The organism is Sphingobium sp. HDIP04 (genome assembly GCF_000445085.1).
GTDB classification, from domain to species: domain Bacteria; phylum Pseudomonadota; class Alphaproteobacteria; order Sphingomonadales; family Sphingomonadaceae; genus Sphingobium; species Sphingobium indicum.
In genome coordinates, this window is the sequence record NZ_ATDO01000050.1 from 1 (window position 1) to 13,397 (window position 13,397).

Here is a 13,397-nt window from a genome sequence, read left to right on the forward strand (position 1 = left end):
CGAGCATTAGGTCTGGACGGGCCTGTCTCCTTTGCCTCACAAAGCCCGCATTTCCAGCGTTCCTCATCCCCCTTTCCTTTCGGGACGCCCGATTAGGGCGTGACCGACGTCAGACAGCGGAAGGATCGTGCGCTTCAGCGCTGGGGCGGATCGGGATTGGTCTACGTATCCGATCGAGTTCCTGCACGAGTTGGGCATTGCGCCGCTCAAGCCTCTCGGCACGTTGCTCGGCGTCGACGGCGCGTTTCAACAGGCTAGCGTTATGTGTCGCGAGGGCGGCGCTTCGAGCTTCGGCATCCCGAAGAGCCGAGCGTGTGCGATCGGCCTCTCTGGCGGTCGTCTCGTTCGCGCCGGCACGCTGCGACTGAAGCGCGCGGAGGCCGTCGAGAACGCCGGCATGATGGGTATATATGATGTTGCGGCCGACCCCGGCTGCCCGTGCGAGCGCAGCGACTGTGGGTTCTGCGGAGGGATTGCCGGCGAGGCCTGCAAGGGCTTCACGCAGGCGCGCATCCGTCTTTGCCCGCCGTCGAGCTTGCGGGCTGGACAGGTCAATTTCGGTCGCCATCGGTATTTCCTTCGTCTAACTGGTCCAGGATACGGCGAGATTCCTGGATGCGGGCTTCTGCAAGCGCACGGCTCTCGGAGTCGAGGTCATCGCGCTGGAGCAAAGCGCTGTTGCGCTCAAGGCGCGCTTCCCAGACCGGCTTATGCTTGCCGGTCACGGCGAAGTTGGCGCAAGTCGAGCAAGTGCTTTGCGTGCGGAGCACCGGGTTCGGCTCGCGCTCGCCGCCGAGGCATGCCGAGGTTTCCCGGCGGTAGAGGCAGTAGCCCCAGTCGCACACGCCGAGGCGCATATCCGTTTCGGCGAGGATATCGGTGATATAGCCATCGACGTCGCCCGATAGCGTGCGCCCGCGGAACGGCGATCGCTCGGAGAGCATGACGCCCGCCTTCCCGGCGACGTTCGGCGCCAGGAGCAGGTCTTCCAGCGCCTTGCGGGTTTCTTCGGCGGCTTGGTCGTCGATCAGCTGGGCAAGCTCGAAGTCGGTGCCCACATAGGCCCGGTCGGTCATCGCGCGGTGGACATGGCCGAGATGGCGTTGCAGCGCCGTCAGGCCGGTGCGGTCGCGCCGCCCGATGAACCGCGAGAACGTCTTGCGACCCTGATAGGTGGTCAGGTGCCAGGTGCCGCCTTGGTGTTCCGGCAAGGCAAGGAACGGCGCAAGTCGTTCGTTCAAGCGGATATTGACCATGGGTGATCGCAGTAGGGCGACGGGCATCATCGTCGGAAGCGGCGAGCGTCCCCGGCCGAGCTGGTGGAGCCAGAGGTTCCTCTTCCCGCTAAGTTCGCGAAGCGGTGCGGAGAGACGTTCGAGGATGTGGATCGCCCGCCGGACCGGCTCGGGCGCAAGCCATCGATGGATGTCCCCATGTTCCGTCAGCGACGTCTTCGTGATCGTGCCGACCAGATAGACGTGTTCCTCACCGTCTCCATCGGCCGCGCGCCGTTCGAGGCAACCCTCCTCAAGCCTGAGTATTTCGGAGGCTCTCGCGCCAACGAGATAGGCGATGACGACGAAGCAGGCGTCGCCAAGCCGATCCAGCATGAACGTCAGGCGGCGCAGCGGCCATTCCGGATTCGGATACAGATCCGCGTAGGGGCATGGCTCAGCCAACATGGCGCGTCTGATATGCCAGTGGAGCCTTCGCCCCTGATGCTGTGGTCGGAACTGCTCATACAGATCTTCGAGACGGTCGCGCAGCGCGAGTATCTGGTCCGCTGGGTCACCGAGCAGTTCCATAGCGCCGCTGATGAGAGGCACGGCGATCTCGTCGGGCGTATAGGGATGGCCGCCATAAGGTTTCCAGTGCCGCTTCCCAACCGAACCGGCGCGAGGCGGCGCCATCAGCGGCGCGTCGTCCAGCTTGTCGCGCTGCATGTGGAACGTGCGGATCGTGCCGAGATAGCCTTCGGCGGTGCTGAGGGAGAGCCGTGAAGCGTTCCTGCCGGGACGAGCGCGCAACATGGCCACGAACCGGTCGACGGCGTCTTGATCGAGATCCTTGAAGCATCGGACGTTCTCGGCTGCCATCCATCGAACGAGGAAGCGGATGTGGCTGAAGTGACCATCGATCGCTTCCTTGCGAAGTGGCCTCCGCCCTTCGGGCGGATCGGCCCGCAGCGAGAGCAGGAACAGTTCGGCGGCGTGCCGGAGCGGCGTCCACCGATCGTCCCGGAACCGGCTCCCGTCCGGCATTTCGAAGCCCCAGTTGAACGTCGTGGCGGCGGGGATGCCTTCGTTTCCGAGCAATGGCGCCGGAAGTTGGGTAGGCGTGGATGTCGGGACGGAGGCCATGAGGCTATTCCAGGTCCGGCAGCGGCGGCAAGGCGGGTATGTGCCGTTCCGCGTCCGGCATCATTTCGGGCGGGAACGCCGGCAGCAGGTCTTGTGTCAGCACCCGAAGGCTGGGGGCATAGAAGAGGCTGAACCGGATCGGGTCGATGCGTTCCCGCGCCGCTTCAAGATGCATGGTGGCCTGGACAATGCGCGCCAGATGATCCGGGTCGATCGGGACGATCAGGCCTGGACAGGCAAGGCAGCCTCCCAGTTTCGGGCACACGCGGCCAGGCTGTGCCTGCCCGCCGTCGACCGGTCGAAGGCAGTCGTGGCCGAACAGCGCCGTCACCCGCGCGCTGGTATCTGGCCCTTGATGTTGCGAGTCATGGGCGGGCGTCTCGCCGGTGACCCATGTGATCATCAGCGACTGGAGCCGAGCGATCGTATCGCGTTCGAGGCGGCGGACGGCCTCGCCATCGACATAGATGTCGGTGGTGGCGACATTCGCATGATTGAGGACCGCTTTGGCCGCCATGATATCGCCCTGCGACGCTGTGTAATGGGCGCTTGCCATGCTGCTGCGGAACAGCTTGGGCGAGAAGTCGGGAAGCAGGGAACGGGACTTGCCGGGATGCGCTTCGTTCCAGGAAGCGATCGCGCCATTGTGCCGCTCGTAGAAGCGCAACATTGCCGATCGCAACGTGGCCTGCACGATATGACCGGCGCGATGCTCACGCTCGAGGCGTCCTGTCGTCATGAGGAAGCGGTGGAGGAACAGTCGGTCGCGTTTGGACGGCTCCACATGCGGCAATAGGGGTGCCGTCATCGCAAGCAGTTTTTCGATCAGGCGCGGCGCCGCATAGGGTCGGCGATTGTCGAACGAGCGCCGTTGCATGCGTTTCACCTTACCGCCGGCGCGGGGTTTCACCCACTCGACCATGACGCGATGCCGCTCGAGCGGATGCGGCACGAGGCAGTCCCGCTTGATCTGGCGCAGCGGACCGGCGTTGGCCGCCGTCTGGATCAGCAGCACGATATAGAACGCAACCAGCGTGTCGGTCGTGAGGTGGAGATAACCCTCGAGCTCGCGGAACCCGCCTACCTCGGCGATCCTCTGCCGATCGGGCTTATTAAGGTCCAAGCCTCGGTCGGTCGGCATGATGCCGTGGCCGCGGCGATGGAGCTTCCAGATCCAGCGATCCCGTTCGACGGTCCGCCCACCATGGAGCGGCACATTCGGAAGACCAACGATGGCTTGCCCGTGCTGGAACTTGTCCCACGCAGTGTCGATCTCGGCATAGCAGACTGCCAGCAGGGCGCGCATTGCGGCAGGTGTCAGCCGGTCTTGCGGTAGCCGCTGGACGCCGGCCAGCGGGATCGCATTGTTGGGAACGGCGAAGCCCGGTGCGAACAAGCCTGGATTGTCCGCGATCGCGCGCTTGAGGACCGGCCGGATCATACCGAGCTGACCGGATTGTGAGCGGACGCCGCGCCTGCGCCCGTTGGTGGGCATCGCCAGCCAGGTGATGAACCGGCGGATCGTTGCCGTGTCGAGGTCTGCCGCGCGCCTGACACGCGCGTCTTCGCGCAGGAACCTCCCGAACACGCGCAGCGCGAACCAGTGCGCGGTGCGGGTCGCGGCGCTGGATGCTACATCATGATCGCGGAAAGCCCGGGCGATGGCGGCGCTGATATCGTCCGGCATTCCGAACAGCGCCGGGCTGAAGCTTTGGACGATCTTGCCCCATTCGTCGCGGAACTGGATTTCGGCGACCTGCGCCGGATGGTTCGCCGGTGCCGGATCGAGTCTCAGCGTCCGATCGAGGCGGCCCCTAGCCATCGGCGGGGATCAGCTCGCCATAAAGATAGGCGAGGCTTTCGCTCAGATCGCGCTCGTGCAGTTCGACGCAGCGCAGATAAATCGCGGTGGTCGTGATCGAAGCATGGCCCAGCAGCACCTGCACGACCTTGAGCGGGTTGAGATCGGGATTGGTGCGGGCCTGGATCTGAAGGCGGGCCAGCATCGCCATCGCGAAGGTGTGCCGCAGGCAGTGCAATGTACCCAGAAGTCTCGCAGCCGCGAAAGCTTCCGCGAGCTGCGCCGTCAGGAGTTTTCGCGTCATAGCCCGGCCATGCTCGTTCAGCAGGAGATTGGGCGGCGCGCGATAGCCCCGGTCGGAACGGCGGACACGGCGGACGATCCGGGCGCGATCCTCTCCCACATACCAGTCCGTATGATCGAGCAGCCGAATCGGCGGATAGACTGTCCTTGGCCGGTCTCCCTTGGTGATATGGATCGGCACGCCGACAAGTGGATCGCTGTCGAGGTCGAGTGGCCAGCTATCCGGGATTTGGTCGATGGCGAGCGCGCAAAGCTCCTTGCGGCGCAGTCCCGCCCCAAGCGCCCATTGCGCGGCAAGTCGGGCGGTAGGCCTCAGATGCGCGAACAGCCGTGCCAGTTCGTCGGCGCGCAGAGGTCGCGGCAGTTTTTCCGGGCGTGAGACGATCAGCTCGTTGACCTGGCGCCGCTGCAAGCCTGGGCGATAAGCGCCGTCGAGCATCAGCGTCATCTTTTCGGTCAACCGGAACGGGCAGTGGTCGATCAGGCCCTTATCGAGCGCCCAGCCATAGAACCGGCAGACGGTCGAGACGCGCGCGTTGATCGTGGTCCGGGCATAGGGCTTCCCGGTGTGTGCGCTGGGGTTCTCCAGCATCCGGTTGCGATAGGCAGCGATGACGCGTTCGTCGGCTTCGCGCCATTCGATCCCCGATTGTTCGAGCGAGTCGAACCAATCGTGGAGATGCTCGCCGTAGGTCCGCACAGTTTCCGTAGCGTGGGCGCGGCCGCTTAGCTCTGCATGCTCCATGAGCCAGACGAAGGCCGGCTCGATGATCGCCATGTCGGCGTCGAACAGAATCGGGAAGCCGGCGGGGACATTGGGCACGCCAGAGGCAGCCCGAATCACTGATACCACGGGCCATCTCCCTCGCCCGCACAGGTGCAATTTCGAAAGTAGAGCAACATGCTCGATTTGGCCGAAGCATTTCGATGGAATGGGCGCTTTCCTCGCCATGCCGAAGGGTGTCGCTGCGACCAGCTACCCCAAGCACTCACCGTGCCTGCTGACACCTGGCGCCCGCCTTGATATGAGTGAACGAGGATCAAGGGGGGGAAGCGGTGGCGCGTCGGGTATTCTTTAGCTTTCACTATGACCGTGACGTTCGACGGGTCGTGCAAGTCCGCAATTCCTGGGTGGTTCGTCCAGGTGGCGAAGCGCAGCCTTTCTATGACAAGGCAGAGTTCGAAGAGGCAAAAAGACGCGCGGGCGGCATAGAAAAATGGATCGAGGAGCAGCTCAAAGGCACGTCCGTGACGGTGGTGCTTTTTGGCGCGGAGACGTATGACCGCGAATGGGTCCGGCACGAGATCAAGAGAAGCTACGAGCTTGGGAAAGGCCTATTGGCCATCGACATCCATAGCGTAAAAGATCCGCAACTCGGGACTGATCGACAGGGGACCAACCCTCTCAGCTATTTTACAATAAAGCAGAATGGTCGAGATATTCCGCTGTCAAACCTATACGGGACGTATGATTGGGTTCGGGATAACGGCTATGCCAACATGCCGGCTTGGATCGAAACTGCAGCAAAAGCGGCCGGTCGCTGACATCAATGAGTATTTATGAACTCGCCATACTTGGCGCCGCAACGCCAGAGGAGCGCGCGACACTGACAGCGACGCTCACCGATATCGTTTCCGACTTTGGATTGACGTTGGGGGACGATATAGTTGTGCATAATGCGGAAACGCTGGGTGGGCGGCACAAGCCAGCAGCATTCGCAGGTGCATATTTTGGAGGAAATGCCCAACAAGATCTCGAAGCGGCCCAGGACCTGATCCGAGCGAGCGCGCCCATCATTCCCACGATTGCCGCTGGCGCAGACTTCAATGCTCAGATCCCCCAGTGTCTCCAGCCCATCAATGGGCTAACGCGGCGCGCTGACGATCCAAATATGACTGAACTCGCGTCGACAATGCTGGAATGTGTGGGTTTACTTCGTCGACAGCGACGGGTTTTTGTGAGCTATCGGCGGGTGGAATCCCGAGCAGCTGCGTTGCAACTTCACGATCTCCTTGCGTCCCGCGGATTCGACGTATTCTTGGACACGCACGACATTAGGCCCGGCGATCCGTTCCAAGATGTGCTTTGGCATAGGCTCGTTGATTCTGATGTTATGGTTATGCTCGACACGCCTACCTATTTCGATAGCCGCTGGACGCGACAGGAAATAGGAAGAGCACGCGCGAAAGAGATCCAGGTCCTTCGTGTAATTTGGCCTGAGCATACGCCAAACAAGCTGACCGATCTTGCAGAGACTATATATCTTGACCCAAAGGAACTCGAAGGGCCGGATGGCCCAATAGTAGCCCAAACGGCAGATACAATCGTCCTGGAGGTCGAGCGGCTAAGAAGCCGCAGCATCGCATCTCGATATATGTCGATTACCGGCAAGCTTCGCGCTGACGTCGAAAAAATTGGTGCGTCAGTGGAAGGCGTCGGTGCACATCGGGCCGTCGCCGTGCGGTTGCTGGACGGCGAAAAGATCTGGGCATATCCGATCGTCGGAATCCCCACGGCTGAAATTTTGAACGACGTGGCCGATAAGGCGCGACGAGCGGAACAGCAGGAGATACCGGTACTGGTCTACGATCATATCGGCATCCGTGATGCATGGAATGCTCATCTCCGATGGCTTGGGGATCATATTCGCGCGGTCCGTACGATTAAAGTTTCCGAAGCCGGATGGGCTCTTGCGGCATGGGAGAATTGACCATGACTGAGGCCATTTTTCTTTCGGCGGGCGTGCCAGATCCAAAGCGAGGCCCACAATATGCAGCGACTGCTGACACCGTCGCGATTACAGCCGCAGTCTCCGCTTTGGTGCACGTTACACTAGGGCGCAGGCTGCTTGTCTGGGGTGGTCAACCCGCAATCACACCGATGATCTGGGTGGTCTCGCAAGACATCGGAATAAATTACGGACACTGGGTCCGGCTCTACCAGTCTCGCCATTTCAAGGATGAGTATCCCGAGGATAATGAGCGGTTCAACAACGTGGTTTATACGGAAGAGATCGAAAGGGATCGGGAGAAGAGCTTGCTGAACATGCGTGAACGCATGTTTTCCGAACACAAGTTCAAAGCAGCAGTTTTTATTGGAGGCATGGGAGGAATTATACAAGAATATGAGATGTTTCGACGCCTGCAACCCGAGGCTGCAGTGATACCGGTAATCTCCACGGGCGGCGCGACGCTTGACGTAGGAGCGCAAGTTGAGTCTTTAGCGCCCGACCTAACGGAAGACCGGGACTATGTTGCGTTATTTCACCGCCACCTTGACGTTTCCGTCCGAGAGGAGCGCTTCGAAAGCCCGGCCCTCCAACCAGCTGTCGTTGAGGAGCGATTTTGGCAGCCCCCTGCCACTGCTTAAACGGGGTGGGAACTCATCAGTCGCCAGCAAGCCATTCGCTAAGCTCCGTAGCTGTGTTCCTTTTCTCGTCAAGGACCATCCAGACGCGCTTTTGATGACCCTGTAGATCCCCCCAGACGATGCGGCGGTATAATCCCAGATACTCCCACGACGCCCATGCCTGCTCATGCGCGCTGTCGGATGCCGGGAACAGCGCGATCTTCGTCAACCCTTTATAACCATCGGCCACGCCCAACTCCCAGGGCACCCAACGGCTGTCCTTGCTATTCTTGCTTGCAAGAAGGACAAAGCGCTTGGTCTGGCGAATACGGCTCTTTAGCAGCCCCGCCGTTTCCTCCGTCGTGTATGGGGGCATTTCCGGGTCGATTTCATCGACATAGACCCTAGCTCCGTGCCCTTCCAACACACGAATAGCGCCAACGACCAGATCATCATCTTTGCTCGAGTGTGAAAGAAATGTGGTGCCTGAGAGGCTACGGGAAGCAGCAGACTTTCTGAGGCTTGCCTGTTCGCTAACATTTAACTTATCAGCGAAATTCCGAAGCTCGGATTTTGTAATGTATTCGATCATAATCGAAACTCTATTATCGGATATAGACCGAACTCACGGAGCTACCTCAGTTATTTGAGCGGATCGCTATCGCGTCCTCAATCCAACTCTCGATTCCGTTCTTGATCGAATCATAGACTGCCTTGCTATCTGAGCCGGAAGGGGTGACCAGCTTCGCTATAGATGATAGCTTTTTCCCGGTATTTCCATAGCCCACTTCGTCAAACGGATTGCTACCAGCCGTGCACGAATTCCCGTCGTGGCCGAGAAGTTTGTTTATCCGAATACCGACCACTCCTTTGCCGGCATCCCAGCCTTTAACGATCTCGCGGATTACCCAAGGCCGGTTCGCTGTTTCAGAGCCGACAAGCACCACCACACAGCTCTTGCCGTACATGTTGTCATCGATCCATTTTTCGATCGAGGCCTTGCCCTTCCGCTTGACCTCTTCCCACGCATTCGCGGTGCAAAGAGACTGCCCTTCAAGAGCACCGATGTTGCGCACTTGCTGGGTGCGCCAAAAATCGTTCGCGAAGTGGAAACTGAAGAAAACGCGCCGCGCCATAAGGCCCCCTTTTGTTCTCCGGCCTTCTACAAGCCCAGCCTTCGTTTCGCCAGAGAAATCGATTCTGAAGCGATCTGCTCGAGGATGGAGTACGGTAGTTGAGGCCCAGCGGGTTCATCCGGCAATCAGGCGTCGCTGCGCGACGCGAGTGACGGGCCGACCACCGCCAGCTCTTTGGGTTAGCGCGGCGGTCGGCCCGTCACTCATCGCGAGCAAAAGAGACAGTCGCCGAAGCCGGACCTAACGAGCACGAATGGCGCCCCAGCGAAATGCTCGGCAAGGTGGCGTTCGTCAGAACGTTGGACAGCAGATCGAAATAGGGCGGCCAATGCTTGAAACGGCGCGGTGTGTAGCGCACCGTCACATAGGGAATTCCTCGCGCCGCCATCCAGGCGGCGATCATCTTCTGATAGGCATAAGTTTCCGGCTTCTCGACGCCAGGATCCCCGGTGATCACGAGGTCAGGCGGCGTGCCCCGGCTTTCAAGTTCGAGAAGAAGCGCGGTGCTGTCGACACCGATGCCATAGGCCAGGACGACGGGCTGCGGCGCATCGACGCGAATATAATCGAGCAGGCGCGCGGGAGCGGAGCCGGCCTCGGCCGGGATTGAGGTGAGATCGCACATGGGGATATCCAAATGGGCTTGAGCAGAGCTTTGGCTCGATCACTCCTTCCCACTCCCCTCTCATCTGGACGGCTCCGGCATCGATCCACGTCCATGAGATATTGTTGCGCGCCGTTGGCCGCGGCAGCCTGATTTCGCTATTGGCACCGCCGGCGCACAACAGGCGTCATCGGCGGCGTTTTGCGGAAAAGTGCGCTCAGCCTCGAACCATTCCCATAATCCGTCGCATCGCCGCTGATGTAGAAAGCCGCCCACGCCCCATCCTGGGCACCGGCGATCCAGCTCCTTTCGGACTCGGCATAGCAGCAAGCCGTCACGCCCTCGTCCAGACCCGGTCAGTCGAAGGCACTCAAACGGCCATAAATGTCTGCCAGTTCGTTCTGGATACCGAGACGCGCGGGGCCATTGGGCATCATGCCTTCTGTCGTGGCGGAACCAGAGTCCCATCGATCGAGGCGAGGATTTCCGCCGGAGCAATGACCGGTCGATCCGTTTCGACCCGCTCCGAATAGCGATCGACCAGTTGATCGACATGCGGGCGGAGCAGGACAGTGAAACGCACCAGTTCCTCCATCACGTCGACGATCCGGTCGTAATAGCTCGACGGCTTCATCCGCCCGGCCTCGTCGAACTCGGTGAAGGCTTTGGCGACGCTCGACTGGTTGGGGATGGTGAACATCCGCATCCAGCGGCCGAGGACGCGCAAGCTGTTCACGCTGTTGAACGATTGTGAACCTGCGGAGACCTGCATGACGGCAAGGGCGCGACCCTGCGTCGGGCGCATGCCCTTCAAAGCCAGCGGCAGGTGATCGATCTGCGATTTCATGATCCCGGTGATCTGGCCGTGCCGTTCCGGGCTGCACCAGACCTGGCCCTCGGACCAGAGCGCATGCGCCCGCAGTTCGTGAACCGCCGGATGATCGTCATCCTGGACCTGATCGGGCATCGGCAAATCGGAGGGATCGAAAATCCGCGTTTCGCAGCCGAAGAACTGGAGCAGACGCGCCGCCTCTTCCACCACAAGCCGCGAATAGGACCGTTCGCGCAAGGATCCGTAGAGCAGCAGGATGCGCGGCGGCGGATTGAGATCCCCCAGGCCCAGGGCTGGACGCCGATGAACATAGTCAGGCTTGAGCGCTGGAAGACGGTCGGGATCGGCAAGCGTCCGCAATCGGCTGTGGTTCGTCTCGTTCATGCCCGGACCTCCGCCGGCACGCTGTCGGGGAACCAGCGCCGCCCGAACCAGAAGGCGGCGTTGACCAGCAGGATCAGCACCGGAACCTCGACCAGCGGCCCGATCACCGCAGCGAAGGCGACCGGGGAAGCCAGTCCAAAGGCGGCGATGGCGACCGCAATCGCCAGTTCGAAATTGTTGCCCGCGGCCGTGAACGCCACCGCCGTCGTGCGCGGATAGTCGCTCTCGATCAGCTTGCCCATGAAGAAGCTGATGCTGAATTGAACCACGAAGTAGATGGTGAGCGGGATGGCGATCCGCAGTATGTCACCCGGCAGTGTCACGATCTCATTGCCCTTGAGGCTGAACATGGCGACGATGGTGAACAGCAGCGCGACGAGCGTGATCGGGCCGATCCTGGGCAGAAAGCAGGTTTCATACCATTCATTCCCCCTAGCCTTGACCAGCCATTTGCGGGAGAGAAATCCAGCCAGAAAGGGAATGCCGAGATAGATCAGCACCGCCTCGGCGATGGTCCAGAAGCTGACATTGATAACGCTGCCCTCCAGCCCGAGCAGCGGCGGCAAAAAGGCGAGGAAGAACCAGGCGTAAACGCTGAAGAACAGGATCTGGAAGATTGAATTGAACGCGACCAGCGCAGCCACATACTGGTTGTCGCCCTTGGCGAGATGGTTCCAGACGATGACCATGGCAATGCAACGGGCGAGGCCGATAAGGATCAGGCCTGTCATATATTCCGGCTTGTCGCTGAGGAAGATGACGGCGAGCGCAAACATCAGCACCGGGCCGATGATCCAGTTCTGGATCAACGAGATCGCCAGCACCCGCTTGTCTTCGAACACGCGCGGCAGTTCCTCATAGCGCACCCGCGCGAGCGGCGGATACATCATCAGGATCAGGCCGATGGCGATGGGCAGGTTGGTGGTCCCCCAGGACAGGCTGTCGATCGCCCTTGGCAATCCTTCGAAGGTCGATCCCAGACCCACGCCGAGCGCCATGGCGAGGAAAATCCACAAGGTGAGATACCGATCGAGAAACGACAGGCGTTCACGCCTGGGCTGTGCGGTCATCTTGATCCCTCGTTCAACCGGTGACACGCCTGCCGGCGGCATCGATCACCTGTTCGCCGTCTTCCTTGGCGAAGGCGCTGCGCTGGTCAGCCGGTAGGAGGTCGAGGACCTCCTCGGACGGACGGCAAAGCTTCACGCCCAGCGGCGAGACGACCAGCGGCCGATTGATGAGGATCGGATGTTCCATCATCGCATCGATCAACTGCGCATCAGTGAGATCCGGATTGTCGAGTCCCAGTTCGGCAAAGGGCGTGCCCTTCTCGCGCAGCAGGGCGCGCGGGGTGACGCTGGCGCGGACGATGAGGCTTGCCAGCAAGGCACGCGAAGGCGGAGTCTTGAGGTACTCGATGACATGCGGTTCGATGCCGGCATTGCGGATCATGGCCAGCGCATTGCGCGAGGTTCCGCATTCAGGATTGTGGTAGATGACGATGTCGACAGGCGTCTCCGGGTGGGTCATTCGCATGCTCCTGCCCTGACGCTGGCGCCCTCGCTCTGGCCGATTTCCCTGAGTTTGCGCCGCATCGCCATCTCGTCGAGGCTGGCGAGCGGGAGCGCGAGGAACAGCGAAATACGGTTCTGCAAGTAGCGCAGGGCCTGCATGAAGGCCTCGCGCTGATCATCGCCTTCGACGGCGGCCGGATCCTCGATGCCCCAGTGCGCCGTCATCGGATGGCCGATCCACACGGGACATGTTTCGCCTGCGGCGTTATCGCAGACGGTGAAGATGAAATCGAATTGCGGCGCGTCCGGCACGGCGAACTCGTCCCAGCTTTTCGAACGCATGCCCGCTGTGTCGAACCCAAGCCCGTTCAAAACCGAGAGCGCCATCGGATGGACTTCGCCCCTGGGCTGGCTGCCGGCGCTCCAGGCGCGGAAACGCCCTTCCCCCAGCTTGTTCATGATGGCTTCGCCCAAGATCGAGCGGGCGCTGTTACCGGTGCACAGGAAGAGCACGTTGTAGGTCTTGCCGGGGCCGATCGTGTCGGACATGGGAGTAACCTCAGGCCTTGCAGTCGAGCTCGCCGAACAGATCGGCGCACATTTCAGGGACGCCCTGGCAGCAGTCCTCCATCAGGAAGGCCAGCAGCCGGCGCATCCCCTCATAATCGGCGCGATAGTGGATGAGCCGGCTTTCCCGCTCGGACTCCACGAGTCCCGCCCGTTCAAGAATACCCAGATGATGCGACATGGTGGACGGAGGCACATTGGCGGCCTGCGCGATGGCGCCGGCGATCAGTCCATCGGGCCCTGCCTTCACCAACATACGAAAGACAGACAGGCGCGTGTCATGCGCCAGCGCGCCAAGCGCCTCGACGGCCGAGTCCTGCGGATTGAACTCCTTCATGGTCGATTCCATCCTTCCAAACTCATCGAATAATAGTAGGCGCCTGCGCGGTCAATCTACATTTCGAGAAGTATAGAATCATATACCACTATGGAGATGGCCGATGGTCTGAGTGACCATGATGCACTCATGCGGATGGGCCGACAGCCTCGATCCAGGCGGAACCATCTTGCGCCAGACGCTCATGACAGATAGATAGTAATAGATTAC

General features: G+C 60.9%; 14 protein-coding genes and 1 pseudogene. 3 read left to right on the plus strand and 12 right to left on the minus strand.

Annotated elements, in window-relative coordinates:
* Positions 1 to 109: 109 nt before the first annotated feature.
* The 4 genes from L286_RS47755 to L286_RS28580 are packed head-to-tail and all read right to left on the minus strand — an operon-like array spanning position 110 to position 5,317.
* A complete protein-coding gene (locus L286_RS47755) occupies positions 110 to 568 on the minus strand; it encodes a hypothetical protein (protein WP_020819456.1) in 459 nt (152 codons plus the stop codon).
* Complete coding sequence (locus tag L286_RS28570; RefSeq protein ID WP_025160958.1) at positions 552 to 2,360, minus strand: integrase; 1,809 nt, start codon at positions 2,358 to 2,360, stop codon at positions 552 to 554. The genes L286_RS47755 and L286_RS28570 overlap by 17 nt, the downstream gene beginning before the upstream one ends.
* Positions 2,361 to 2,364: 4 nt before the next feature.
* Entirely contained in the window at positions 2,365 to 4,182 is a 1,818-nt protein-coding gene (locus tag L286_RS28575; protein WP_020819454.1) for a site-specific integrase, read from the minus strand.
* Entirely contained in the window at positions 4,175 to 5,317 is a 1,143-nt protein-coding gene (locus L286_RS28580) for a tyrosine-type recombinase/integrase (protein ID WP_025160957.1), read from the minus strand. Before L286_RS28580 ends, L286_RS28575 begins: the two co-directional genes overlap by 8 nt.
* Before the next feature lie 203 nt (positions 5,318 to 5,520).
* Here L286_RS28580 and L286_RS28585 point away from each other — a divergent pair, with 203 nt between their 5' ends.
* The 3 genes from L286_RS28585 to L286_RS0124240 are packed head-to-tail and all read left to right on the plus strand — an operon-like array spanning position 5,521 to position 7,834.
* Positions 5,521 to 6,009 carry a TIR domain-containing protein gene (locus L286_RS28585; protein WP_020819452.1) on the plus strand — a complete coding sequence of 163 codons (489 nt, stop codon included), beginning with the start codon at positions 5,521 to 5,523 and terminating at the stop codon, positions 6,007 to 6,009.
* A gap of 5 nt (positions 6,010 to 6,014) precedes the next feature.
* Positions 6,015 to 7,175 carry a toll/interleukin-1 receptor domain-containing protein gene (locus L286_RS47760; protein ID WP_020819451.1) on the plus strand — a complete coding sequence of 387 codons (1,161 nt, stop codon included), beginning with the start codon at positions 6,015 to 6,017 and terminating at the stop codon, positions 7,173 to 7,175.
* 2 nt (positions 7,176 to 7,177) lie between these two features.
* Positions 7,178 to 7,834, plus strand: coding sequence for an SLOG domain-containing protein (locus tag L286_RS0124240; RefSeq protein WP_025160956.1), 657 nt, complete (start codon positions 7,178 to 7,180; stop codon positions 7,832 to 7,834).
* A 16-nt stretch (positions 7,835 to 7,850) separates the two neighbouring features.
* On the opposite strand, the gene L286_RS0124245 is transcribed toward L286_RS0124240, so the two are convergent.
* The 8 genes and pseudogenes from L286_RS0124245 to L286_RS28630 all read right to left on the minus strand — a co-directional run bounded on the left by L286_RS0124245 (position 7,851) and on the right by L286_RS28630 (position 13,187).
* Complete coding sequence (locus tag L286_RS0124245) at positions 7,851 to 8,405, minus strand: toll/interleukin-1 receptor domain-containing protein (RefSeq protein WP_021224402.1); 555 nt, start codon at positions 8,403 to 8,405, stop codon at positions 7,851 to 7,853.
* A gap of 46 nt (positions 8,406 to 8,451) precedes the next feature.
* Positions 8,452 to 8,949, minus strand: a complete 498-nt coding sequence (locus tag L286_RS28600; RefSeq protein WP_020819448.1) for a TIR domain-containing protein — start codon at positions 8,947 to 8,949, stop codon at positions 8,452 to 8,454.
* A gap of 241 nt (positions 8,950 to 9,190) precedes the next feature.
* Positions 9,191 to 9,574 (minus strand): annotated as a pseudogene (locus L286_RS28605) (hypothetical protein); the annotation flags it as partial.
* Between the two features lie 412 nt (positions 9,575 to 9,986).
* Positions 9,987 to 10,769, minus strand: coding sequence for an arsenical resistance protein ArsH (gene arsH, locus L286_RS28610; protein WP_021223100.1), 783 nt, complete (start codon positions 10,767 to 10,769; stop codon positions 9,987 to 9,989).
* Positions 10,766 to 11,839 carry an ACR3 family arsenite efflux transporter gene (gene arsB, locus L286_RS28615; RefSeq protein WP_025160954.1) on the minus strand — a complete coding sequence of 358 codons (1,074 nt, stop codon included), beginning with the start codon at positions 11,837 to 11,839 and terminating at the stop codon, positions 10,766 to 10,768. The genes arsH and arsB overlap by 4 nt, the downstream gene beginning before the upstream one ends.
* Positions 11,840 to 11,852: 13 nt before the next feature.
* Positions 11,853 to 12,299, minus strand: a complete 447-nt coding sequence (arsC, locus tag L286_RS28620; protein ID WP_020819444.1) for an arsenate reductase (glutaredoxin) — start codon at positions 12,297 to 12,299, stop codon at positions 11,853 to 11,855.
* Positions 12,296 to 12,832, minus strand: a complete 537-nt coding sequence (locus tag L286_RS28625) for an arsenate reductase ArsC (RefSeq protein ID WP_020819443.1) — start codon at positions 12,830 to 12,832, stop codon at positions 12,296 to 12,298. Before L286_RS28625 ends, arsC begins: the two co-directional genes overlap by 4 nt.
* A gap of 10 nt (positions 12,833 to 12,842) precedes the next feature.
* A complete protein-coding gene (locus L286_RS28630; protein ID WP_025160953.1) occupies positions 12,843 to 13,187 on the minus strand; it encodes an ArsR/SmtB family transcription factor in 345 nt (114 codons plus the stop codon).
* Positions 13,188 to 13,397: the final 210 nt, after the last annotated feature.

Excerpts from the sequence above, each read along its gene's own strand:
- L286_RS28630 (WP_025160953.1), bottom strand. The coding sequence starts at position 13,187 with ATGAAGGAGTTCAATCCGCAGGACTCGGCCGTCGAGGCGCTTGGCGCG.
- arsC (WP_020819444.1), bottom strand. The coding sequence starts at position 12,299 with ATGACCCACCCGGAGACGCCTGTCGACATCGTCATCTACCACAATCCT.
- L286_RS47755 (WP_020819456.1), bottom strand. The coding sequence starts at position 568 with ATGGCGACCGAAATTGACCTGTCCAGCCCGCAAGCTCGACGGCGGGCA.
- L286_RS28625 (WP_020819443.1), bottom strand. The coding sequence starts at position 12,832 with ATGTCCGACACGATCGGCCCCGGCAAGACCTACAACGTGCTCTTCCTG.
- L286_RS28575 (WP_020819454.1), bottom strand. The coding sequence starts at position 4,182 with ATGGCTAGGGGCCGCCTCGATCGGACGCTGAGACTCGATCCGGCACCG.
- L286_RS0124240 (WP_025160956.1), top strand. The coding sequence starts at position 7,178 with ATGACTGAGGCCATTTTTCTTTCGGCGGGCGTGCCAGATCCAAAGCGA.
- L286_RS47760 (WP_020819451.1), top strand. The coding sequence starts at position 6,015 with ATGAGTATTTATGAACTCGCCATACTTGGCGCCGCAACGCCAGAGGAG.
- arsB (WP_025160954.1), bottom strand. The coding sequence starts at position 11,839 with ATGACCGCACAGCCCAGGCGTGAACGCCTGTCGTTTCTCGATCGGTAT.
- L286_RS0124245 (WP_021224402.1), bottom strand. The coding sequence starts at position 8,405 with ATGATCGAATACATTACAAAATCCGAGCTTCGGAATTTCGCTGATAAG.
- L286_RS28600 (WP_020819448.1), bottom strand. The coding sequence starts at position 8,949 with ATGGCGCGGCGCGTTTTCTTCAGTTTCCACTTCGCGAACGATTTTTGG.
- L286_RS28570 (WP_025160958.1), bottom strand. The coding sequence starts at position 2,360 with ATGGCCTCCGTCCCGACATCCACGCCTACCCAACTTCCGGCGCCATTG.
- arsH (WP_021223100.1), bottom strand. The coding sequence starts at position 10,769 with ATGAACGAGACGAACCACAGCCGATTGCGGACGCTTGCCGATCCCGAC.